Origin of the sequence: Roseinatronobacter sp. NSM (genome assembly GCF_052379845.1) — a bacterium.
In the GTDB taxonomy this organism is placed as follows: domain Bacteria; phylum Pseudomonadota; class Alphaproteobacteria; order Rhodobacterales; family Rhodobacteraceae; genus Roseinatronobacter.
Window position 1 is genome coordinate 119,443 of the sequence record NZ_JBQTCF010000003.1, and the last position, 21,321, is coordinate 140,763.

The following is a 21,321-nucleotide window of genomic DNA, read 5'->3' on the forward strand; positions in this document are numbered from 1 at the left end:
ATGTGGGCGCTGGATGCACATTGCCATATCTGGGCGCTGGAGCGCGGTGACTACGGGTGGCTGGACCGCAGCAACCCGGCCTTTGGCCCCATCGCGCAGGATTTCGGGGTGCAGGACCTGACCACGCGGCTGGATCAGGCGCAGATTGCGCGCGCCATTGTGGTGCAGGCCGCCCCGACGCAGGCCGAAACGCGCTGGCTGCTGGAACAGGCGCGCGGGAACGCACGGATTGCCGGCATTGTCGGTTGGGCGGATTTGACACAGCCGGATATTGGCGCGACCTTGCGCGCGCTGGCCGCTGACCCCGTGCTGCGCGGCATACGCCCCATGCTGCAAGATATTTCGCCCGATGACTGGTTGCTGACCGCCCCCTATGGCGGTTGGGTGCAGGCCATGCAGGACAATGACCTGCGCTTTGATGCGCTTGTGTTGCCGCAGCATCTGGACACGCTGTTGCGGTTTTGCACGCGTCATCCTGACCTGCCGGTGGTGATTGACCATGCCGCCAAACCCGCCCTGTCGGCCCGCCGCGATGATCCGCGTCATGGGCTGTGGCGCGACGGTATGATGCGCCTTGCGCGCGATACGGGGGCCTGTTGCAAGCTGTCGGGCCTGTTGACCGAACTGGCCCCCGCCGACCTGCCGCAGGCGCGCGATATCCTGTTTCCAGTGATGGATGATTTGCTGGACTGGTTCGGGCCTGCGCGCCTGATATGGGGGTCTGACTGGCCGGTGCTGCGCCTTGCGGGCAGTTATGCGGGGTGGCATGCGCTGTGTGCCCAATGGCTGGCGCAGCTGCCAAAGTGGGAGTGCGCGCAGATCACTGGGCAGAATGCGGCGCGGTTTTACGGGGTGCAGCCATGACCCCCCTGATTGACATGCGCCATATCGACAAGCGTTTTCCGGGGGTGCACGCGCTGCGCGATGTGCGTTTTGACCTGATGGCGGGCGAAGTGCATGCCCTGATGGGGGAAAACGGGGCGGGCAAATCCACCTTGATGAAAATCCTGTCAGGGGTGTATCACCGCGACGGGGGCACGGTCACGCTGGACGGGCAGGACGTGTCCTTCGCCAGCCCCAAGGCCGCGCAGGATGCAGGCATTGGCATCATTCATCAGGAACTTAGCCTGATGAATGACCTGAGCGTGGCGCAAAACATCTTCATCGGGCGGGAGCCGCGCGTGCTGGGCATCATGGTTGATGATGCGCAGATGGTCCGGCAGGCGCGCGCGCTGTTTGACGCGATGAACGTGCCGATTGACCCCGAAACCCCTGTCCACCGCCTGAGCATTGCCAAACAGCAGATGGTGGAAATCGCCAAGGCGCTGAGTTTCAGAACCCGCGTTTTGGTGATGGATGAACCCACCGCCGCCCTGAACGACCGCGAGATTGACGAGTTGTTTCGCATCATCGCCAAGCTGCGCGCCAGCGGGACGGGCATTATCTATATCAGCCACAAGATGGACGAAATCCGCCGCATTTCAGACCGCATTACTGTCATGCGCGATGGCCAGACCATTGGGACGCGCAGCACCGCCGACACCACGCTGGACGAAATCATTGCCATGATGGTGGGGCGCGATCTGGGGCAGGATACCGCCCGCATTCCCGACCTGAGCGCTGCGCCCATCGCGCTGGAAGTGCGCAACCTGCGCCGTGGCCGCGACATCCGCGATGTCAGCTTTTCGCTGCGCAAGGGTGAGATTTTGGGTTTTGCGGGGCTTATGGGGGCAGGGCGCACCGAAGTTGCGCGCGCCATCTTCGGTGCCGACCCCCGCGACGGCGGGCAGATCCTTGTTCATGGCGCGGCAGTGGCCATTCGCACCCCCGCCGATGCAGTGCGCGCGGGCATTGGCTACCTGTCCGAGGATCGCAAGCATTTCGGGCTGGCCCTGCCCATGTCGGTGCGCGACAACATAAGCCTGACCAGCCTGCACCAGTTCACCCGCGCGGGGGGCGTGCTGGATGACGCGGCACTGGCGCGCACGGCGTCAGAGCAGATTCGCGCGCTGGACATCCGCACCCCGTCCGACCGGCAGGAAGTGCGGCTGTTATCCGGGGGCAACCAGCAAAAGATTGTCATCGCCAAATGGTTGCTGCGCGACTGCGATGTGCTGATTTTCGACGAGCCCACGCGCGGCATCGATGTTGGTGCCAAAAGCGAGATTTACAAGCTTCTTGCCGCACTTGCCGCCGAAGGGCGCGCGATCATCGTGATTTCGTCGGAATTGCCGGAAATCCTGCGGCTTAGTCACCGCATCGCCGTCATGTGCGAAGGGCGCCTGACCGGCTTCTTGCCCGGTGGGGAAACCACGCAGGAACAGATCATGGAACTGGCCACCCGCACCGCCCGATCCCCGCGCCCCGATAGCCCGCCAAGACCAGAGGTTCGCGTATGACCGAAGCCACCACCCCCGCCCAACCCGCTGGACAGGCCGAACCTGTCAGCTTCTTTGCGACGGCCACAGCGCAACGGTTGCTGGCCTTCGCCAGCCTGATCATCATGCTGATCGGGTTTTCGCTGGCGTCACCCAATTTCATGCAAAGCTCCAACATGATTGCCATCCTGCAGGCCGCCAGTGTGAACGGTGTCCTGGCGATTGCCGTGACGCTGGTTATCATTACGGGCGGGATTGACCTGTCGGTGGGCACGATGATGACCTTTTGTGCCGTTATTACGGGCGTGGTGTTGACCAATCTTGGCATGCCGCTTTGGGTGGGGGTGTTTGCCGCCATCGGGACGGGGGCGTTATGCGGGTTTGCGTCAGGAACATTTGTGGCGCGTCTGATGATCCCGCCGTTCATCGCAACCCTTGGCATGATGCTGATGCTCAAGGGGCTTAGCCTTGTGACATCGGGTGCGCGGCCCATCTATTTCAACGACACGCCCGGATTTGACCAGATTTCGCGTGGATCACTTGTGGGACAGGTCTTTCCTGCCTTTCCGCTGCCCAATGGCGTGTTGATCCTGTTTGCGGTTGCGCTGGTGGTGGCCTTCATCCTGAACCGCACGGTTCTGGGGCGCTATACCTATGCGCTGGGGTCCAATGAAGAAGCCGTGCGCCTGTCGGGTGTCAATACGGCCGCGTGGAAAACCGCGATCTATACCTTGTCGGGGGCCATTGTCGGCATTGCAGGGTTGTTGATTGCATCGCGCCTGAATTCGGCACAGCCCGCGCTGGGGCTGGGCTATGAACTGGAAGCGATTGCCGCCGTGGTTATCGGGGGCACGTCGCTGTCGGGGGGGCGCGGCACGGTGCTGGGCAGTCTGATCGGGGCGTTGATCATGGCGGTTCTGGCCAATGGGCTGCGCGTCATGTCTGTGGCGCAGGAATGGCAGACGGTCGTTACCGGAATGATCATCATTCTGGCGGTCTATGCCGACCAGCTGCGCCGCAGAAAAACAGGATAACAGGCAGGCAGGACAAACCTGTCCAGGGCAGTTTTCAAACCGGGAGGAGACTAACATGCTGAAAAGACGTTCTTTGATGGCTTCGGTCATGGCGCTGGGGCTTATGGGCGCGGGGGCCAATATGGCGCTGGCGCAGGAAACAACCATCCCGCTTATTTCCAAAGGGTTCCAGCACCAGTTCTGGCAAGCCGTGCGCGCGGGGGCCGAACAGGCCGGTCAGGAATTCGGGGTGCGCATCGTTTTTGAAGGGCCGGACAATGAATCCCAGGTTGACCGCCAGATTGACATGCTGGCCGCAGCGCTGGCCAATAACCCGCCCGCCATAGGGTTTGCGGCGCTGGACAGTCAGGCGGCCATTCCCCTGCTGCGTCAGGCGCAGGATGCAGGCATTCATGTCGTGGCTTTTGACAGCGGGGTGGCCAGCGACATTCCGGTGACCACGGCCACCACTGACAACGTGGCCGCCGCGGCGTTGGCGGCAGACAAAATGGCGGAATTGCTGGGCGGGTCGGGCAAGGTGGCGGTTGTCGCGCATGACCAGACATCGGCCACAGGTGTGGACCGGCGCGACGGTTTCCTGAACCGCCTGAGCGAAGCCCACCCCGGGATTGAAGTTGTCACTGTCCAGTATGGCGGCGGCGATCACCTGCAATCGACGGAAATTACCAAAGCGATCCTGACCGCCAACCCCGATCTGGGCGGCATGTTCGGCACCAATGAAGGGTCTGCTGTTGGTATTGTCAACGGCGTGCGCGAAGCTGCGCGCGAAGGGTTGGTTGTCATCGGCTATGACAGCGGTTCGGCCCAGCAGGGTGCCATCCGCGACGGGCTTATGGCCGGTGCGATCACGCAAAACCCCGTTGGTATCGGCTATGAAACCGTGCGCGCGGCCCTTGCCGCCATGAATGGCGAGGAATTGCCCCAGATTATTGACACCGGCTTTTTCTGGTATGATGCCACCAATATGGACGAAGACCAGATTCAGGCCGTGCTTTACGACTGAAGCCTGTCGCGGTGCGACACTGGCAGGGGCGGCCCCGGCCGCCCCGCCCTTTGATGACATGCGCCTTGGGCGCCAGACAACAGGACGACCGATGAAATTGCTGCGTTACGGCCCCGCAGGGCAGGAAAAACCGGGTTTGCTGGATGGTCACGGGCGCGTGCGCGACCTGTCGGCCCATATCCCCGATATTGCCGGACAGGCGTTGTTGCCTGACAGCCTGCGGCATTTGGCCACGCTGGATGTGGACAGCCTGCCGCTGGTGGCGGGTGTGCCACAAAAAGACCTGCGCCTTGGGGCCTGTGTGGGCGCAATCGGCAAGTTTATCTGCATTGGCCTGAACTACGCCGACCACGCCGCCGAAACCGGCGCGGCCATCCCGCCAGAGCCGGTGATCTTCAACAAATGGACATCCGCGGTGATTGGCCCGGATGATGATATCCAGATTCCGCGCGGGTCCACGCATACAGATTGGGAAGTGGAACTGGGCGTCGTGATCGGCAAGGGCGGCAGCTATATTTCGCAAGATCAGGCGCTGGACCATGTCGCGGGCTATTGCGTGGTCAACGACGTGTCCGAACGTGAATTCCAGTTGCACCGGGCGGGCACATGGGACAAGGGCAAAGGCTGCGACACATTCGGCCCCACAGGCCCGTGGCTGGTCACGCCTGACGAACTGGACGATATCGACAACCTGCATATGTGGCTGGAGGTTGACGGCAAGCGCTATCAGGACGGGTCGTCCGCAACGATGGTCTATAAAATCCCGCATCTGGTGTCCTATTGTTCGCAGTTCATGTCCCTGCAACCCGGCGATATCATCTCGACCGGCACGCCGCCCGGGGTGGGCATGGGCCAGAACCCCCCTGTCTATCTGAAAGGCGGCGAAGTGCTGCGCCTTGGCATTGCGGGACTGGGGGTTCAGACCCAGCGGGTGCGCGGGGCCAGCCAATGACCCGCATTACCGGATTGCGCACAGTCGATGTCCGGTTTCCCACATCCGCGCATCTGGACGGGTCGGATGCCATGAACCCCGATCCCGATTATTCTGCCGCCTATGTCATCCTTGAAACCGATGGCCCCCATCAGGGCCATGGGCTGACATTCACCATCGGGCGCGGGAATGAAATTTGCGTGGCGGCCATTGACGCGCTGCGCCCGCTGGTTGTGGGGCTGGACCTTGCGTGGGTGGCGGCGGATATGGGGCGCTTCTGGCGCCACATCACCAGTGACAGCCAGCTGCGCTGGATCGGGCCGGACAAGGGCGCGATCCATTTGGCCACGGGCGCGGTTGTCAATGCCATGTGGGATTTATGGGCCAAGACCGAAGGCAAACCCGTCTGGGCATTGGTCGCGGACATGACGCCCGAAGAATTGGTGCGCTGCATCGATTTCCGGTATCTGACCGATTGCATTACCCCGGAATGGGCGCTGGAATTTCTGACCGCGCAAGCGGCAGGGAAACAGGCGCGCCGCGCTGATCTGCTGGAAAACGGGTATCCGTGCTACACCACATCGGCGGGGTGGCTGGGCTATGATGACGCGAAGCTGGCGCGCCTGTGCCGCGAGGCCATGGATGCGGGGTTTCGCCATATCAAGATGAAGGTCGGGCGCGACCTGGACGATGACAAGCGCCGCCTGACGATTGCGCGCGCCACTTGCGGGCCTGACATGAACCTGATGATTGATGCCAATCAGGTCTGGGAAGTGGGACAGGCCATTGACTGGGTGCGGGAACTGGCCTTCGCCCAGCCGTGGTTTATTGAAGAACCGACCAGCCCAGATGATGTGGAAGGGCACCGCGCCATTCGCAACGCCATTGCGCCGGTGCAGGTGGCCACTGGCGAAATGTGCCAGAACCGCATTGTTTTCAAACAGCTTATCATGCGCGAAGCCATTGACGTGGTGCAGATTGACGCCTGCCGTCTGGGCGGCCTGAATGAAGTGCTGGCCGTGTTGCTGATGGCCGCGAAATACGGGCTGAAAGTGTGCCCCCATGCGGGCGGGGTCGGGTTGTGCGAATATGTGCAGCATATCTCGATGATTGATTATCTGTGCATCGCCGCCACGCATGAGGGGCGCGTGGTCGAATATGTCGACCACCTGCATGAGCATTTTCTTGACCCCTGCATTATTCGCAATGCCGCCTATATGCCCCCGCAAGCGCCCGGCTATTCCATCCAGATGAAGCCCGCATCGCTGGAAACCTATTGCCATAAGGGGGGCTAGGCCATGGATCTGGGGCTTGCAGACAAGGTTGTGATTGTCACGGGCGGCGGGTCCGGGATTGGCGCGGCCATTTCCATGGCGCTGGCGCAGGAAGGGGCGGTGCCTGTCATCGTGGCGCGCAGCGCGCCCGACGCGGCGTTCATGGCCGCGCTGACCGCGCTGTGCCCGCGCGCGCGCGTCATCCGCACGGAATTGACCGATGACAGCCAATGCGCGGCGGCCGTTGCGCAGGTGGTCGCGGAACTGGGCGGAATATACGGGCTGGTCAATAATGCCGGCGCCAATGACAGTATCGGGCTGGATGCGGGGCCGGATGCCTTTCGGGCGTCGCTGGACCGCAACCTGGTGCATTACTACACCATGACGCATCTGTGCCTGCCGCATTTGCGCATTCAGACCGGGGCAATTTTGAATGTATCGTCCAAAACCGCGCTGACAGGGCAGGGGAATACATCGGCCTATTGCGCGGCCAAGGGGGCGCAGTTGTCGCTGACACGCGAATGGGCGGCGGCGCTGCTGGGGGACGGGATCAGGGTGAACGCACTTATTCCCGCCGAAGTCATGACCCCGTTGTATGACCGTTGGCTGCAGACATTCGACGACCCCAGGGCGCGGCTGGACAGCATTGCCCGCACCATTCCCTTGGGGCAGCGGATGACCACCCCGCAGGAAATGGCCGATACTGCCGTGTTCCTGCTGTCGGCGCGCGCCAGCCACACCACCGGGCAATGGGTGTTCGTGGACGGGGGGTATACCCATCTGGACCGGGCCTTGACCCTGTTATGACGGGGCTTGCCCCGGTTGCGCCGCCCGTCCGACAGTGCCGCGCAAGACAAGCTGCGGGGGCAGGATGACAATCTGCTGCCCGTTTTGCGGGGACAGCAGGCAGCGCGCCGCCTGACGCCCGATCCCCGCCTTGTCCACGGCAATGGTGGTCAGGGGCGGATAGGTCAGGCGCGCTTCTTCCATGTCGTCACAGCCGATGATGGATATATCCCTGCCGGGCATCTTGCCCCGTTCCTGACACCCTGCGATCATGCCAAAGGCGATCAGGTCACTAAAGCAGATCACCCCGGACGGCGGCGCATCGCGCGCAGCCAAGGCACGCGCCATCTGGTGGCCAAACTGCCGCGATGTCGGACCGTGCAGCGTTTCCGCCAGCGGCAGTCCGGCCTTGGCCAGTGTCTGTTGCACGCCCAGAAGCCGGTTTTGCGCTGTCGATGTCTGCTGCCCGCCCCCGACCCAGACAATGCGCCTGTGGCCATGGTCAATCAGGCATTGGGCCGCAAGCTGCCCGGCGCGCAGGTCATCATTGACAAATTGCGGCAAGGGCACATCGCCCAGCGCGCGCGACACCACCACCATGGGAACCAGCGGGTCTGGCCGTCCTTCGGGCAATACTGCCGACAGGTCCGCGCGGGTTGTGCCCCTGACCGGCAACAGAATAATGCCCCCCACACCCTGTTCCAGTGCAGTTTGCAGAAATCGGCGTTGCACAGCGGGATCTTCGCGCGCGATCCCCAGAAAGACCTGCATCTGGTGTTCGCGCAATTCGTCTTCGATATGTTCCAGAAATTCGTTGAAAACGGGGTTGGACAAATCACTAAGGCAAACCGCAACAAGGTTGCTGCGTGTCTGGCGCAAATTGGCGGCCGAACGGTTATAGATATAGCCCAGCCGCGCCGCCGCCTGTTCAACGCGCTGTGTGGTTTCCGCCGATATACGCGGATGCCCACGCAAGGCCAGCGACGCAGTTGCGACCGTTATTCCCAGATCGTCAGCAATAGTGCGAAGGGTGACGCGCTTGATCATGATTGCCAAATATAGCGCTGAAAAGATATCATATCTAGCTGTTTAATCGATTGACTAAAGGATTTTCGGCATGTTTACTTTCATTCGGGAGGCGTTGGCGGATTCGTCGCGCAATGCTCTCATATACGGAGGAGGATTCTACATGAAAGCCATGATGAAAACGGTCCTGCGCCTTGGCGTTCTGGGGGCAATCGCTGCATCCACCAGCACTGCAGCACTGGCGCAGTCCTGCGACTGGACGCCGGACCGCGCTGTAACCTATATTGTGCCATGGGGTGCCGGTGGTGGCACTGATGCCAATTCGCGCATGCTGGCGTCCATGCTGGAACAAAAATGGGGTGTGCCGTTCAATGTTGTCAACCGCACTGGCGGGAATGGCGTAACCGGCCACAGCGCCATCGCAAACGCGGACCCTGACGGCTACACCGTGGGGGCGGTGACTGTTGAAATCAACACCATGCACTGGGTTGGTCTGACCGACCTGAACTATACCAATATCACCCCGCTGGCGCTGATTGATATCGTGCCTGCCAGCGTGCTGGTGTCCAAGGACAGCCCGTTTGAAACCATTGGCGATTTGCTGGACCATGCGCGCGAAAACCCCGGTGACCTGACCGCGTCGGGCACATCGCTGGGCGGTATCTGGCATCTGGCGCTGGCCGGTATGCTGAACGCCGAAGGCATGGACCCTGAAAGCATTCGCTGGATTCCGTCCCAAGGCGCGGCGCCTGCGCTGCAGGAACTGATTGCCGGCGGTGTGGATATGGCAACCCCCGCCCTGTCCGAAGGCAAGGCGCTGGTCGATTCCGGTGAAGTGCGCGCGCTGGCCTATATGCATGACACGCCCATGGCGGCGCTGCCAGATGTGCCTGTGACAGCTGAAGCGCTTGAAAGCGGCTGGACGCTGGCGGCCTATATCACCATTTCCGGCCCTGAAGGCATGTCTGATGAGATTTCCTGCGCCTATCAACAAGCGGTTCAGGAAATTACCCAGACGCAGGAATGGGCGGATTTCAAGGCATCGCGCGGCGCAGAAGTGGTGTTCACCGGCGGGGACGACCTGACCGCCTATATGCAAGCGCAAGACGAAGCGCTGGGTGCCACGATTCAGGCCGTCGGTCTGGCCCAATAAGCGCGGTTCCCCGACATGATACTTAGACGCGACTTTGTGGTGGGGGCGGTCCTGATCGCCCTTGCCGTTGCCATGATCTGGGGGGCGCAGGGGTTCCCGCGCATTCGGGCCATGCCTTACGGGCCTGATCTGTTTCCAAAAATCATCGCGGGCGGGCTGATCCTGTCGGCCCTTGGTATTATTCTGGAAGGGCTTCGCGACATGCGCAGCGGGCAGGGGAATGACGCCACCACACCGGCCACGATAACCCCGCTGGCCGCGCTGTCCTTTCTGGGGATTGTCGCATTGGTGGCAGGGTTTGCGCTGCTGTTGCCGGTGCTGGGGTTTCATGTGGCGGCGGCGCTGGTGCTGTTATGTGCGGTGCGCATTTTTGGCGGCAACTGGGTGTTGGCGGGGATCATGGCGATCACAGCGCCAGTCGTCTTGCACTACATCTTTTATACAGTGATGCGCGTTGTGCTGCCTTGGGGCGTGCTTGCGCCTTATGCGTGGTAGGCGCGCATGGACCTTCTTGCTATATTCACCATCGTTCTTGACCCCAGAATTCTGGGAACGATCCTGCTGTGCACGCTGTATGGGGCATTCGTGGGGGCCATGCCGGGGCTGACGGCCACCATGGCGGTGGCGCTTCTGGTGCCGTTTACATGGTTCATGGACCCCGTTCAGGCCGCTGCCGCAATTGTGGCCACAACAACCACGGCCATATTTGCAGGCGATATTTCGGGGGCCTTGCTGAAAATTCCCGGCACGCCCGCATCTGCCGCCTATGTCGAGGACAGCTTTCGGCTGTCGCAAACCGGCAAACCGCGCACAACGCTGTTCACATCGCTGTTCGCGTCCGTCTGCGGGGGCGTGATCGGGGTTGCCATTCTGGCCTATGCCACACCGCAACTTGCGCAACTGTCGCGCAGTTTTTCCAGTGACGAGGCGTTCTGGCTGGCCACATTGGGCCTGTCCTGTGCGGTGTTTGTGGGCGGGCCATCGGTGCCGCGCAATTTTGCAAGCCTGTTTATCGGGCTGGCCGTGGCCACGATTGGCATTGATGTGGCGGTGGGGCACCCGCGCTACACCTTCGGGATGCTGGAATTGTATGATGGGGTCAATTTCATTCCCGCCATGATCGGTATTTTTGCGCTGTCGGAATTGCTGCGCAACGCTGCGCTGGGCCGCCAGACGCGCATTGGCAAGCTGGTTGTCGAACCGCTTCTGGTGGCCATTCGCGCCGCGTGGCGGGAATTCCGCACACGCTGGGTGAATGTCATCCGCTCTGCCAGCGGTGGCACGGTTATCGGCGCGCTGCCCGGCGCGGGTGCTGACGTGGCCGCATGGATTGCCTATGCCGTGTCGCGCCGGTTTTCGAAAACGCCAGAAGCCTATGGGCGCGGCCATGTCGAAGGGGTTGTGGACGGGGGCGCGGCCAATAACGCCGCTGTGGCGGGGGCCTGGACGCCCGCGCTGGTGTTCGGCATTCCCGGCGACAGTGTGACGGCCATTGCCATAGGTGTGCTGATGATGAAGGGCCTGACGCCGGGGCCGGATATCTTCGCCAATGATACAGTGCTGGTCTATACGATTTTCGGGTCGTTTTTCATGGCGAATGTGCTGATGCTGTTCACCGGCGGGCTGGCCGTGGCCCTTGCGACACAGGTGCTGCGCGTGCCGCGCGCTGTGCTTATGCCGCTGATTTTGCTGCTGTCGATGATTGGCGGCTATGCGATTACCGGCAGTGTTATCGCCATATGGATCATTCTTGCGCTGGGGTTGCTGGCCAGTGGCATGATCTGGGCCAGCATCCCGCTTGCGCCCGCTATCCTGGGCATCGTGCTGGGCCGGATTGTGGAAGATAATTTCATGGTGTCGATGATGAAGGCGCGCGGGGATCTGACCGAATTTTTTGCGCGCGACACGGCTGCGGTGCTGGGCACGCTGACATTGCTGGTCTGGGCCGCGCTGTTGCTGCGCGCCGGCTGGAGCTTTTTTGGAAACCGGACTTCGTCCAAATAACAGAAGATGACAAGATGACAGGAAGAAACAAACTGAAAGCGCGCCTGAAGGCGGGCGAAACCGTCACTGCGGCGTGGCTTGATCTGGGATCGCCCGATGTGGCGGAGCTGTTGGTGCATGCGGGCTGGGATGTCATTGTCGTGGATTGCGAACATGGCGCTGCAGGGCTGGAAGACGGGTTCAACCTGATCCGCGCTGTGGAAGCGGCAGGGGGCGAGGCCATCTTGCGCGTCCCCGACGCCAGCGAGGCCGTGTTGAAACGCGCGCTGGACCGGGGCGCGCGGTCGCTGATGGTGCCCATGGTGAATTCGGCCAGAATGGCCCAGGGCGTGGCCGATTGCTGCCTGTATCCGCCACGCGGCCAGCGCGGGTATGCCGCCCCTATTGTGCGCGCATCAGGCTTCGGGGCGCTGCCGGATTTCGCCCGCGAACGTGCCCATGAAGAATTGCTGCTGATGGTGCAGATCGAACATGTGGATGCCGTGTCTGAAATTCCCGCGATCACAGCGATTGACGGTATCGACATGGTGTTTATCGGCCCGAATGATCTGGCCGCCTCCATGGGCTATCTGGAACGCATGGACACCCCCGAAGTGCTGAAGGTGGTGAACAAGGCCGAAGACCTGACGCTGCAGGGCGGGTTGCAGCTGGGCACCGTGCTGTGGCCAAACCGCAACTACCGCGATTTGCAGGATGCGGGCTACCGGCTGATTGTGGGGCCGTGCGATGTGGCGATGCTGGCCAATGCGGCCCGCGAAGCGCGCGCCGCCTGCCTTGACATGCTGCGCTAGGGGCAGGTGGGCATGCGTAGGGCTGCGCCGCATATCATCTGCGGGGGACTGATTGCGCTGGATCTGGAACTGTCCGTGTCCAGCTATCCGGTGGCGGGCGCCAAGCACAAGGCGCAGGCGTCCCGGCTTGTCGGGGGCGGTGGTGCCCTGAATGCGGCAGCCGCCATCGCGCGGTTGGGCGGGCAGGTCACACTGTATGGCGCGATTGGCGATGACGAACTGGCGCCAGTGATGCGCGCGCGCATTCAGGCGCTGGGCGTGCCGCTGGATCAGGTGCATGGTGTCGCGGGCGCGGTGACCCCGCATTCCGCCGTGCTGATCGAAGGGGACGGGGACCGGACCATCATCAACTGGCGCGATGACCAGCTTGCCGCGAACCTGCCGCCGCTGGCGCAGCCCTTCGGCTATGACGGGGCGCTTGTGGACACACGTTTTCCACAGATCACCAAAACCTTGCTGGCGGCGGCGCGCGCGGCCGGAAAACCCGCTGTCATTGACGCCGAAGCGCCAGTGCGCCTTGTGCAGGATGCGCTGTGTCACGCGTCGCATATCGCGTTTTCGGTGCAGGGCCTGACGGATTACACGGGCCGCGCAGATGCAGCGGCGCTGGCGCAGGTGGCGCGGCAGTTCAATGTCTGGGTCTGTGTGACACGCGGGCCGGACCCGGTGCTGTGCCATGACGGGAACGCGGCGTATGAAATACCTGTTCCCGTGGCCGTGGCGCAAAACACCAACGGCGCAGGCGACACATGGCACGGGGCCTTCACACTTGCGCTGGCCGCCGGACAGGATGAAATGGGTGCCGTCCGCGCGGCCAATAGCGCCGCCGCGCGCCATGTGGCGGGGCAGACAGACAGTCTTGCGCCGTTGGGGGCATAAAGACGCCATGACAACACAGGATGATGCATCGATGAGCAAACCGTTGAAAGTGGCCATTGCGGGCGCAGGGGCCATTAGCGAATTCCACCTGAAGGGGTGGCAGGCGCAATCGGGTATTGATCTGGTGGCCATTTGCGACCCTGACGCTGGAAAGGCAGGCGCACGCGCGCAGGAATTCGGCATTGCGCAGGTCTATTCGGACACGGCCCACATGCTGGAGGACACCCGCCCCGACGCGCTGGACATCATCACGCCGGTGGGCACGCATGCGCCGCTGGTGCGCATGGCCGCCGCGCGCGGTATTCATGTGATGTGCCAAAAACCCATGACCCCCACTGTCGCCGAGGCCGAGGCCCTGATTGCCGAGGTGGGCGAGAAGATCCGCTTCATGGTTCATGAAAACTACCGGTTCCGGCCCCATTACGCTGAAATCGCGCAGCGCGTGCAGGGCGGCCAGATCGGGCGGTTGCGCCATGCGCGGCTAGTAGTGCGGTCGGCATCGCTGTTCAGCTATGGCGAGGGGCCTGCATTCCTGTTGAACCGCCAGCCCTATCTGGCAGAATTCCCGCGCCTTCTGGTGTTCGAGGTGCTGATTCACCATCTGGACGCGCTGCGGTCCATCCTTGGCGAAATGCGCGTGCTGAATGCGCGGCTGGACCGGATAAACCCCGCCCTGAAGGGCGAGGATGTGGCGCTGGTGACGCTGCAATCGCGTGACGGGGCCATTATCACGATTGATGCGAATATTTCGGCGTTGGGCTATCCTGACCTGCCCACTGACCGGCTGGAACTGCTGGGCGATGCGGATACGCTGGTCTATGACCGCGACCGTATTACGCTGTTGTCACGCCCGGATGATGTATCACTCCATGATCTGGCGGCGAATTATCAGGCGTGTTTCACAGGTGCCGTGACCGAATTTGTGTCGGGCCTGCGCACGGGCCGCCCCTTTGCCACCGACCGGCTGGACAATCTGGAAACCCTGCGCCTGATGGAAGCGGTGTATAACAAGGCGGGCAGTGGCGTGTAAGCTGCCCGCCACAGCGCGACCTGCGCCACAGCATGTCGCGCAAAAGTGGGACCCGGTTTTGCGCCAAAAGACATGCGACACACCCCAAGGCCCTAATTTGGGATAGGCCAAACTAAAAAACCGCCCCCCGGCAGAAACGGGGGACGGTTTTTCTACACCAATGCTGAAAAATCAGCCCTGACGTGCCTTAAATTTTTTCTGTGTCTTGTTGATAACATACACACGGCCCTTGCGGCGCACGATTTGACAATCGCGGTGGCGCTGCTTGAGCGACCGGAGCGAGTTTCTGACCTTCATCGGCCTTCTCCTTATCGCGGCGCGCTTGCGCCATTGCGGTTGTCCTGCAAGATGCAGGGTTTAATGGTGGGCACGACAAGGTTCGAACTTGTGACCCCTACGATGTCAACGTAGTGCTCTACCACTGAGCTACGCGCCCTGACTGGCCAATCCCATACGCCCCAAACAAAAGGGACGCGGGGTAGGGCCGCGTCAATTGCCGCCCGTATAGAAAGAATCGCAGCCATGATCAAGGGCTTTTGAAAGCAAGATCATTCGCGCTATAGTTATTTTCTGAAACATGGCCGGACATATGAACGCATTTGATTTTTTCCCAGCCCGAATCGCCACCAGCGCGGTGGTTTTCGCATCCCCCCACAGCGGGCGATTCTATCCGCCAGAGTTTCTGAAGGCGTCCGCGCTTGATGAAACGGCCCTGCGCTCCTCAGAGGATGCCTATGTCGATCTGTTCTTGCAAGACGCGCCCGAACATGGGGCGCCTGTCTTGCTGGGCGGTGTGCCGCGCGCCTATGTCGATTATAACCGTGCGGCAACGGAACTGGACCCCGCGCTTATTGCAGATGTGCCCAAGGCCACGCTGAACCCGCGCGTCATGTCGGGTTTGGGCGTCATTCCGCGCGTTGTTGCAGGGTCGCGGGCCATTTATGCAGGCAAGATCACCAGAACCGAAGCCGACACCCGCCTGATGCGGTTCTGGCACCCCTATCATGACCAGCTTGCATCCGTGATGGACCAGCAGCGCCGACAGTTCGGGCGCGCAATATTGTTTGACATGCATTCCATGCCCCGCGATGCAACCGGCCATGACCGCCGCTTCGCAGGCAGGCGCCCCGACATTGTTCTGGGCGACCGATTCGGCGCTGCATGTTCCGGCCCCATAAGTGATGCGGTCGAAGCGGTCTTTTCGGCGGCCGGGTTCTGCGTGGCGCGCAATGCCCCCTTTGCAGGGGCCTATATTACCCAACGCTATGGCAGCCCGTCCACGGGACAACATGTTGTTCAGGTGGAAATTGACCGCAGCCTGTATCTGGATGAACGCACAGTCACCCCAAACCGGGATTTCGACCGCTTCGCCAAGGTTATGCGGCGCGTCGTCAAGGAGCTGGCGGATATTGGGCGCGACACCACCCAGACCATTGCGCTGGCCGCAGAATAGCCGTTTACAGCATGTGGCGCTTATCCGCATTCATGCCGCATACTCCAGCTTATTGATTGCGCAGGTTCGAAAAGCGCAAAACCGGGTCCCACTTTTGCGCGACATGCACTAGCGTTGGCGCTGCGTGGGCGCCTCAAACGCGCTTAGGTCCAGAACCACGCCGCGCTTGGCGGCACTGTCGGCCACAGCTTGTAACAGGGTCTTGTTGCGTGCCATCATCCGCCGAAAGCGGGTTTCGTCCAGTTCCAGAAGTGTGGAATGGCTGATGGCGCTGACCATTGCCTTGCGGGGTTCGCGCGCCAGCATTCCGATATGGCCAAAAAACTCCCCCCGGCCCAAGCGCGCCTTCTGGCCCTTGCGTTCCACCTCTACTGCGCCAGAGGCGATGAAAAATACACAATTCGCCACCTCTCCCTTGCGGATCAGCACCGCGCCGGGTTCGACATAGCGGGTGGTCAGCGCGCGCGCCAGAATCTGGCGTTGGTCGTCGGTCATGTCCTGAAACAACGGAAAACTGCGCACAAACGCGCTTTTGTGCAGGGCGAAATCAAGGTGGGGGCGGGCCTCTACCTTGGTGCGGGCCTTGTTGGCGCGGTTGCGCAGCGTGGTGTAAAGTTCGCGGCTTATCAGTCCGTCACTGAACAGCACCTCATATTCGCGTTCTTCCAGTCGCAAACTGGTGCGGCGAATGAAGCGGCGTTCCATTTCCTCGGCATAGCCGGGGTATTGCAGGCGCAGCCTTTCGATGGCGTTTTCTGTTTCTTCTTCGCGGCGGCGCAACAATTCGTGCAACAGGTCCGCCACGCGGCGGCCATGAATGCGCCGGATCTTGTTGTCCAGAAACCCGTGCAACTGCCCCAGAACAAGCCGCTGGTTCAGCAATATCTCGAAGCGGTCGGCGGTCATGGTTTCCAGCAGCCATGACCATTTCAGGCGGCTGTGCAGCCACACGGCCACCCGATACCATGCGCCATAGCCCAGTGCCATCCGCCCTGCCGCGCGGTATTCATAGCGCCCGCCCTGCCGGGTGCGTTCAATCAGGCGGTCCACATCTGTCAGCATCTGTTCCACCAGACGGGCGGAAAACAATTGCTGGCGGAAATTGTCGATGATCAGGTCGCGTTCGCGCCCCGCCAGCGCGATCAGGCCCAGCGTAATGCGGTCGCGGTCCGGGATGGCCTGCGCATTTTCCGCAAGGTCCACAGCAATATCCAGCCGCTCGGCAAATCGTTTCGCTTCGGAACGGATCACTTCCTTGGGCAGGCGGTAATCGCGGGTTGTGTCTGCCACGGCCTCGCGCACGTTCTGAAGGGCCACAGCGATGACCTGATTGGACAGCGCGGTGTCCAGTGCGGGCAACCTGTCCAGCCCCAGCCGCGCGATGACCCAGCGCAGCGTTGTCCCCTGCACCAGCAGCGTGAACAGTGTGAACCCGGTGGCCAGAATGCCCACCTCGCGCTTGATGGTTGGGGGCACCAGCGCGCTTTCGGTGACGGCCAGCGCCAGTGCCAATGTGACCGCACCCCGCAGCCCCCCCCAAAGGATGGCCACGCGATAGGGCCTGTCCACACGCGGCGACAGCTTCAGCGCCGACAGCACCGGAAGCATACCAAACAAGATGACGGCGCGCGCAAGGAACGCGGCCACGACAATGACCCCGATCAGGAAAACATCATTGGGGCGCACATCCCCCATAAGGCGCGGAATCAGCAATGCGGCCAGAATGAAGATCAGCGCCCCCGCCCAATAGGCCAGCACGTCCCACACTTCGCGCAGGTAGTTGTAGCTGGCGGGCGTCAGGCGCCCCGGCCCCAGCAAGTTCAATGTCAGCCCCGACACGACAACCGCAATCACCCCGGATGCGGATGCAAGCTGTTCGGCCACAACATAGGTCAGATACGGCAGCGCCACACTGATGGACACCTGCGCGCGCGGAAATGTCGGAATGACCGCCATCAACGATACGGTCACACGGGCAAAGACCCAGCCAATCCCCACCCCGCCCGCGATCAACCAAGGGAATGTGACCAGCGCTTCTTGCAAGGTGGGGTCGGGCACACCCAGCATGACAAAGGTGATGAAAAACCCGAATAGCGCAATGGCCGCCGCATCATTCAGCAGGCTTTCCCCTTCTACAATACGGGTCAGCCGCTGGGGCGCGGCAATATTGCGAAAAATGCTGACAACCGCTGACGGGTCGGTGGTGGACACAATTGCCCCGATCAGCAGACACGCCACCAGCGGCAGCGTGGTAAACGGTTTCAGCGCGTAGCCAATGACCACAGTTGCCACGACAACCGCCATCACGGCCATAACCAGAATGGGCACCCAGTCATCCAGCATGCGCCGCGCATTGACCATCAGCGCCACCTGAAACAACAATGTGGGCAACAGGACATACAAAAACACATTTGCACGGATGGGTTGGTCCAGAAACCGCCGCACAGTCGGGTTCAGCGCCTCGCTCAGGTCGGAATTCAGCAAATACAGCGCGACCCCGCCAAGAATACCGCCGACCACAGCCAGAATCACGGTAAAAGGCAGCCGCGCCCGTTCTGACAAGGGTTCGGATATGCCAATAACGATGAAAAGCACCGCCAGTGCGGCGACAAGTGTGATAATGTCCATAGTTTTTTTATAGCCGGAAAATTGCCTTAATCGAATATGTTAGCATCACTTTCGCAACATTTCCCCAACAACGCGATCTGTTTGCATCGGATCGGGGCAATCCGCATCGCGCGGCGCGTGATGGCTGCGGGTATGTGTGGACCTGTGGCGTTATTGGGGCCATCTGCGCTATGGTTGGGCATTCGCTCTTGCGCTGGCGGGCATGGGGGTCATATGGTCGGCGCGACGCAGCAAACCGGGGGCGCAAAATGGACATCAGGACAGTCGGGATTGTCGGTGCAGGCCAGATGGGCAATGGCATTGCCCATGTTTTTGCGTTGGCCGGTTTCGATGTGCTGATGAACGACATATCCGAGGATGCGCTGAACAAGGCGGTTGCGCTGATTGATGGCAATCTTGAACGGCAAGTAGCGCGCGACAAGATCAGCGCCGAAGCCAAGGCGGCGGCGATGGGGCGCATTCGCACCACCACCAAACTGCATGAACTTGGCCCGTCCGACCTGATAATCGAGGCCGCGACGGAACGCGAAACCATCAAACAGGCTATTTTCGAGGACCTGTTGCCGCATATCCAGCCGCATACGATTCTGACATCGAACACCTCATCGATTTCCATTACCCGGCTGGCCAGCCGCACGGACCGGCCCGAAAAATTCATGGGGTTCCATTTCATGAACCCCGTGCCGGTCATGCAACTGGTGGAATTGATTCGCGGCATTGCCACGGATGAACCCACCTACAAGGCGCTGCTGGCCGTTGTGGAAAAGCTGGGCAAAACCGCCGCCAGCGCCGAGGATTTTCCAGCCTTCATCGTGAACCGTATTCTGATGCCCATGATCAATGAGGCGGTTTATACCCTGTATGAAGGCGTAGGGTCGGTCAAATCCATTGACGAGTCGCTGAAACTGGGCGCAAACCACCCGATGGGGCCGCTGGAACTGGCGGATTTTATTGGTCTGGATACCTGTCTGGCCATCATGAATGTGTTGCATGACGGGCTGGCTGATACCAAATACCGCCCCTGTCCGCTTCTGACCAAATATGTCGAGGCCGGATGGCTGGGCCGCAAAACGCAGCGTGGCTTCTATGACTATCGGGGTGAAACGCCTGTGCCCACGCGTTAAGCGGGGGCGCAACGCCCGGCTTGCTTGACATGGAACAAGGCAAACCCTTCGGAATTTGGTATCCTGCCAAATCACGAGGAGGGTTTGGCCATGATAAACGAAAACGACATTCTGGATATGACATGCCTGACGCGCGCACAGATCGCCGCGATTGCCGAGCATGAGCATATTACCCCGGTCAGTGCTGCCGAACTGGGGGAATACATGATGCACATTCACCACGGCCCGCAGCGCGTGCAACGCATGATATGCGATGACATTGTGCAGGCGCTGCATGCTGATGACCTGCCCACGGCGCGCGGGCTTTACACTGCGCTGAAGCAGTTTCTTGCGGACCATCCCGAAGCGTTGCGCGGCAACAGCTGACCCCGTCAGGCAAACTTGCCAAACAGCGCTTTCAACGCCGCTGCGCTGCGGCTGATGTCATGCGCCTTTTCGACCCGCACGCGCCCTTGGGCGCCCATTCTCGCCAGATCCTCTGGCGGGGTGTCCATACAGGCGCGCATTGCGCCCGCAAGCGCGGTCACATCGCCCGCAGGAACCAGCCAGCCGGTCTGGTCATCCACCAATTCCGGTATACCCGCAATATAGGTCGAAATGACAGGCCGCCCCAGCGCATGCGCTTCCATGATGACAATTGGCAGCCCTTCGGCAAAACTGGGCAGCAGCAACGCGCGCGCCCCCGCCAGCGCGTCCTTGACCGCCGCATTGTCGGCCCAGCCGCGCAAGTCCACATGCGCGTCAAGCCCGTGGCGGGCAATCGCTGTGGCAATGGCGGGGCGGGTGTCCCCGTCCCCGATCAGGACAAGGCGCGCATGGGGGTGGGTTTGGTGCAGCTGCGCCAGCGCGGCCACAATCAATTCCTGCGCCTTTTGCACGCACAGACGCCCGACACAGACAAAGGGCGCATCAGCGGCAGGGGCGGGCGCGGGGCGCAGGTCGGCCACATCCACCCCGCAGCGCACGACATGCAGCTTTGGCCAGATATCCATGCCATAGGCCAGTGCCAGTTGAACGCGCGCGAATTCCGTGATGGCCACAGCAAAACGCGCATGATGAAGCTTCATGCCAAGCGAGGCGGCCGCGGGGTTCACAAATTCGTCCGGGCCATGCGCCGTAAAGGAATAGCCCGGCCCGCCCATGCGCGCGCAGAGTAATGCAACCGCGGCGGTGTTCGTTGAAAAATGCGCATGCACATGCGAACACCCCGCCGCCAGCCGTTTCAGATGCACCGCTTCCAGCAAATAGGCCACATGGCGCACCAGCGTGTGACGGCCCGCATTGCGGTGCAACTGCCATGCTGTTTTTGCTGCGCGCAACACACCGCGCGGGTTGAAAAACGCCTCTTGCAGGGTCATGCGCGCCAGCCGCACCCCGCCGGGCGCCAGCAAATAGGTTGTGCGGGTCTGTTCCTGCCGGTCCGCGGGGTCAACCAACGGTTGGTCCCACGCACGGATGGCAAACCGCCTGACGCGCACGCCTTGCGCTTCCAGCGCCGCAATCTCGCGCCGGATAAACGTCCCCGAGGTGACGGGGTAAGTATTCATAAGATAGGCAATCTGCATCCGCCCGCCCCGCTGTCCTGTCAGTCACGCCGCACGCCAGACTATCTGTGTGCTGGAATGAAAGTTCAAGCGTAATCAATTTGTTGGTTTTTCAAGCCGGTACGGATGGGCGCGGGTGGGAAAAGCTGACGCGCCCTGCCTGCCGTCGCGCGGGCTGTGTCGGGGCCGCGCTGGCCCTTCGCAGTCGGGGAGGGGGCGTTACATGCTGGTTCACTACAACACAGTTAATAAATTAGTGACGATGCCCTCTTCCCACGTCTCG

General features: G+C 61.5%; 20 protein-coding genes and 1 tRNA gene. 16 read left to right on the plus strand and 5 right to left on the minus strand.

The window, feature by feature from the left end; all coding sequences use genetic code 11:
- From ACTZWY_RS02810 to ACTZWY_RS02840, 7 genes are all read left to right on the plus strand, one after another.
- Positions 1–864 carry an amidohydrolase family protein gene (locus ACTZWY_RS02810; RefSeq protein ID WP_444789161.1) on the plus strand — a complete coding sequence of 288 codons (864 nt, stop codon included), beginning with the start codon at positions 1–3 and terminating at the stop codon, positions 862–864.
- The gene (locus ACTZWY_RS02815) at positions 861–2,399 is read left to right on the plus strand and encodes a sugar ABC transporter ATP-binding protein (protein ID WP_444789162.1); all 1,539 of its coding nucleotides are present in this window, start codon (positions 861–863) and stop codon (positions 2,397–2,399) included. Before ACTZWY_RS02810 ends, ACTZWY_RS02815 begins: the two co-directional genes overlap by 4 nt.
- Positions 2,396–3,412 (plus strand): ABC transporter permease, encoded by a 1,017-nt coding sequence (locus tag ACTZWY_RS02820; protein ID WP_444789163.1) that lies wholly within the window; start codon positions 2,396–2,398, stop codon positions 3,410–3,412. Before ACTZWY_RS02815 ends, ACTZWY_RS02820 begins: the two co-directional genes overlap by 4 nt.
- 55 nt (positions 3,413–3,467) lie before the next feature.
- Positions 3,468–4,415 carry an ABC transporter substrate-binding protein gene (locus ACTZWY_RS02825; protein ID WP_444789164.1) on the plus strand — a complete coding sequence of 316 codons (948 nt, stop codon included), beginning with the start codon at positions 3,468–3,470 and terminating at the stop codon, positions 4,413–4,415.
- Positions 4,416–4,506: 91 nt separating this feature from the next.
- Positions 4,507–5,367 (plus strand): fumarylacetoacetate hydrolase family protein, encoded by an 861-nt coding sequence (locus ACTZWY_RS02830; RefSeq protein WP_444789165.1) that lies wholly within the window; start codon positions 4,507–4,509, stop codon positions 5,365–5,367.
- Positions 5,364–6,641 carry an L-fuconate dehydratase gene (locus tag ACTZWY_RS02835; RefSeq protein WP_444789166.1) on the plus strand — a complete coding sequence of 426 codons (1,278 nt, stop codon included), beginning with the start codon at positions 5,364–5,366 and terminating at the stop codon, positions 6,639–6,641. The genes ACTZWY_RS02830 and ACTZWY_RS02835 overlap by 4 nt, the downstream gene beginning before the upstream one ends.
- 3 nt (positions 6,642–6,644) lie before the next feature.
- Positions 6,645–7,427 (plus strand): SDR family oxidoreductase, encoded by a 783-nt coding sequence (locus tag ACTZWY_RS02840; protein ID WP_444789167.1) that lies wholly within the window; start codon positions 6,645–6,647, stop codon positions 7,425–7,427.
- Here the strand turns inward: ACTZWY_RS02840 and ACTZWY_RS02845 are convergent.
- A complete protein-coding gene (locus ACTZWY_RS02845; protein ID WP_444789168.1) occupies positions 7,422–8,453 on the minus strand; it encodes a LacI family DNA-binding transcriptional regulator in 1,032 nt (343 codons plus the stop codon). The two genes, ACTZWY_RS02840 and ACTZWY_RS02845, sit on opposite strands and share 6 nt — an antisense overlap.
- Before the next feature lie 142 nt (positions 8,454–8,595).
- Here ACTZWY_RS02845 and ACTZWY_RS02850 point away from each other — a divergent pair, with 142 nt between their 5' ends.
- From ACTZWY_RS02850 to ACTZWY_RS02875, 6 genes are read left to right on the plus strand one after another with little or no spacing between them, the layout of a single operon-like run.
- A complete protein-coding gene (locus tag ACTZWY_RS02850; protein ID WP_444789169.1) occupies positions 8,596–9,585 on the plus strand; it encodes a tripartite tricarboxylate transporter substrate binding protein in 990 nt (329 codons plus the stop codon).
- A gap of 15 nt (positions 9,586–9,600) precedes the next feature.
- The gene (locus tag ACTZWY_RS02855; protein ID WP_444789170.1) at positions 9,601–10,080 is read left to right on the plus strand and encodes a tripartite tricarboxylate transporter TctB family protein; all 480 of its coding nucleotides are present in this window, start codon (positions 9,601–9,603) and stop codon (positions 10,078–10,080) included.
- 6 nt (positions 10,081–10,086) lie between these two features.
- Positions 10,087–11,589: a tripartite tricarboxylate transporter permease gene (locus ACTZWY_RS02860; RefSeq protein WP_444789171.1), complete on the plus strand. Its 1,503-nt coding sequence runs from the start codon at positions 10,087–10,089 to the stop codon at positions 11,587–11,589.
- Positions 11,590–11,603: 14 nt separating this feature from the next.
- The gene (locus tag ACTZWY_RS02865) at positions 11,604–12,380 is read left to right on the plus strand and encodes an HpcH/HpaI aldolase family protein (RefSeq protein WP_444789172.1); all 777 of its coding nucleotides are present in this window, start codon (positions 11,604–11,606) and stop codon (positions 12,378–12,380) included.
- A gap of 12 nt (positions 12,381–12,392) precedes the next feature.
- Entirely contained in the window at positions 12,393–13,259 is an 867-nt protein-coding gene (locus ACTZWY_RS02870) for a PfkB family carbohydrate kinase (protein ID WP_444789173.1), read from the plus strand.
- A gap of 31 nt (positions 13,260–13,290) precedes the next feature.
- Positions 13,291–14,289, plus strand: a complete 999-nt coding sequence (locus tag ACTZWY_RS02875) for a Gfo/Idh/MocA family protein (RefSeq protein WP_444789174.1) — start codon at positions 13,291–13,293, stop codon at positions 14,287–14,289.
- A gap of 171 nt (positions 14,290–14,460) precedes the next feature.
- On the opposite strand, the gene ykgO is transcribed toward ACTZWY_RS02875, so the two are convergent.
- Together ykgO and ACTZWY_RS02885 are read right to left on the minus strand one after the other, a co-directional pair.
- Entirely contained in the window at positions 14,461–14,586 is a 126-nt protein-coding gene (gene ykgO, locus ACTZWY_RS02880; protein WP_071479794.1) for a type B 50S ribosomal protein L36, read from the minus strand.
- Positions 14,587–14,650: 64 nt separating this feature from the next.
- A tRNA-Val gene (locus ACTZWY_RS02885) sits at positions 14,651–14,725 on the minus strand.
- 153 nt (positions 14,726–14,878) lie between these two features.
- Between ACTZWY_RS02885 and ACTZWY_RS02890 the strand changes: the two genes are divergently transcribed.
- Positions 14,879–15,742 (plus strand): N-formylglutamate amidohydrolase, encoded by an 864-nt coding sequence (locus tag ACTZWY_RS02890; protein ID WP_444789175.1) that lies wholly within the window; start codon positions 14,879–14,881, stop codon positions 15,740–15,742.
- A gap of 108 nt (positions 15,743–15,850) precedes the next feature.
- Here ACTZWY_RS02890 and ACTZWY_RS02895 read toward each other — a convergent pair whose 3' ends face one another.
- On the minus strand, positions 15,851–18,370 hold the full coding sequence (locus ACTZWY_RS02895) for a cation:proton antiporter (protein ID WP_444789176.1): 2,520 nt from the start codon (positions 18,368–18,370) through the stop codon (positions 15,851–15,853).
- Positions 18,371–18,618: 248 nt separating this feature from the next.
- Between ACTZWY_RS02895 and ACTZWY_RS02900 the strand changes: the two genes are divergently transcribed.
- Together ACTZWY_RS02900 and ACTZWY_RS02905 are read left to right on the plus strand one after the other, a co-directional pair.
- Complete coding sequence (locus ACTZWY_RS02900) at positions 18,619–19,494, plus strand: 3-hydroxybutyryl-CoA dehydrogenase (RefSeq protein WP_444789177.1); 876 nt, start codon at positions 18,619–18,621, stop codon at positions 19,492–19,494.
- 90 nt (positions 19,495–19,584) lie between these two features.
- The gene (locus tag ACTZWY_RS02905; protein WP_444789178.1) at positions 19,585–19,860 is read left to right on the plus strand and encodes a hypothetical protein; all 276 of its coding nucleotides are present in this window, start codon (positions 19,585–19,587) and stop codon (positions 19,858–19,860) included.
- 5 nt (positions 19,861–19,865) lie between these two features.
- On the opposite strand, the gene ACTZWY_RS02910 is transcribed toward ACTZWY_RS02905, so the two are convergent.
- Positions 19,866–21,059, minus strand: coding sequence for a glycosyltransferase (locus ACTZWY_RS02910; RefSeq protein ID WP_444789179.1), 1,194 nt, complete (start codon positions 21,057–21,059; stop codon positions 19,866–19,868).
- Positions 21,060–21,321: the final 262 nt, after the last annotated feature.